The organism is Neisseria sp. P0009.S007 (assembly GCF_051962515.1).
The window spans coordinates 1-1565 of record NZ_JBQCVF010000300.1 but is presented as its reverse complement, the minus strand read 5'-3'; the positions used below and the strand labels follow the sequence as shown (position 1 = coordinate 1565).

Annotated in this window: 1 protein-coding gene; it reads right to left on the bottom strand. The window is 52.8% G+C overall.

What is annotated here, in order from left to right:
- The coding region (locus ACTHS3_RS12645) for an alpha-amylase family protein (RefSeq protein ID WP_440368098.1) at positions 1-1565 on the bottom strand (1565 nt) is incomplete at both ends.

Below are 1565 nucleotides of genomic sequence, written 5' to 3'. Positions count from 1 at the left end.
TCATTATAACGAGGACGGTGTGCCCAGCGGCTGTCGTCGCTCTTATTGCTGTCTTGCGACCAGTCGTCATCATTGAGCGTACCCACTTCATCGCCCAAGTAAATCAGCGGCAGACCGCCGGTACTCAGAGCGATGCTGTACAAAAGTTTGATGCGGTCAACGGCGTACGGGTCATTTTGAGCCAAACCAACCAATGCTGCGGCTGTACCGCTGACACGGCAGTCGCCAGTGCTTGGGTTGTATTGGAAGGGGACGCCGCGCGCGAAGCTGCCGTCAAAATGGTTGACGAAGAAGCGGTTGAGGAATTGTCGGTGGTCGTAGCCGTGGATGCCGAACTGCCATGCGTCCTCATCGGCAAATGTCCAGCCGATGTCGTCATGGCTGCGGACGTAGTTAACCCATGCAGTGTGGTCGGGCAGGTTGTGGCGGTAGGTCAGTGCTTGATGGAGCAGGTTGACTTCGCGCGTGGCAAGCGTGTTCCACAACAATGCCATTTGCAATGGGTTGTAGCCGATTTGGCATTCATCTTGGCTGATGTATTGGACAACTTGGTCGGGGTGGACAATGGCTTCGGATTTGAAGAACACGGCCGGGGCGGCAATACGCATGACGGAGTTAAGCGCACGAATCAGAGCGTGTGCCTGAGGCAGGTTTTCGCAGCTTGTGCCCATTTGTTTCCAAATAAAGGCAACGGCGTCCATGCGCAGAATATCAACGCCCAAGTTGGCAAGGAACATCATTTCTCCTGCCATAGCGCGGAACACCCAAGGATTGCTGTAATTTAAGTCCCATTGGAAGGAATTGAACGTCGTCCATACCCAGCGTCCGTCTTCCAGTTGGGAAAAGCCGCCCGGGTGTTGGTCGGGGAAGATTTCGCGCAGGGTGCGGTCGTATTGGTCGGGCGTCCAACGATCAGGAAAAATGTAGTAGAAATTGTCGTAGAGCGGATCACCGGCGGCGCAGCGTTTTGCCCATTCGTGTTCATTGGAAGTGTGGTTGAAGATGAAATCGACAACGGCGGAAATGCCTGCTTCGTGCAGTGCGGCAATGACATCGCGCAAGTCGTCTATTGTGCCCAAAGCTGGATTGACATCGCGGTAGCTGCTGACTGCATAGCCGCCGTCGCTTTTGCCTTCGGGACATTTAAACAGGGGCATCAGGTGCAGATAGGTCAGACCCAATTCTTGGAAATAAGGGATTTGGGCTTTCAAACCTTGCAGATCGCCTGCGAACAAATCGACGTAGCACACGCCGCCAACCTGTTTGTTGGACAAAATCCAGTCAGGATCGTTTTCGCGCGTGATATCAATATCTTTTAAAGATGCGTTGCGTTGGGAATAGCTTTGCCATGCTTGGGCAATCAGTTGTTCCAGCATGGGGAGGACGGCTTCGTTGTTGTTGTAAACGTTGTCCAGCTCGTGCATCAGTTTGGGAAAGTGTTCTTCAAGCCGTCTGTCAAACTGTTTCCAGTCTTCAGATGCCTCAATGCTTGCACGCTGTTCGGGGGTATAAATCGATAGGGTGCGTTCTTTAAGGTGATGCAAGGTCAAATCAACCTGTTGAGT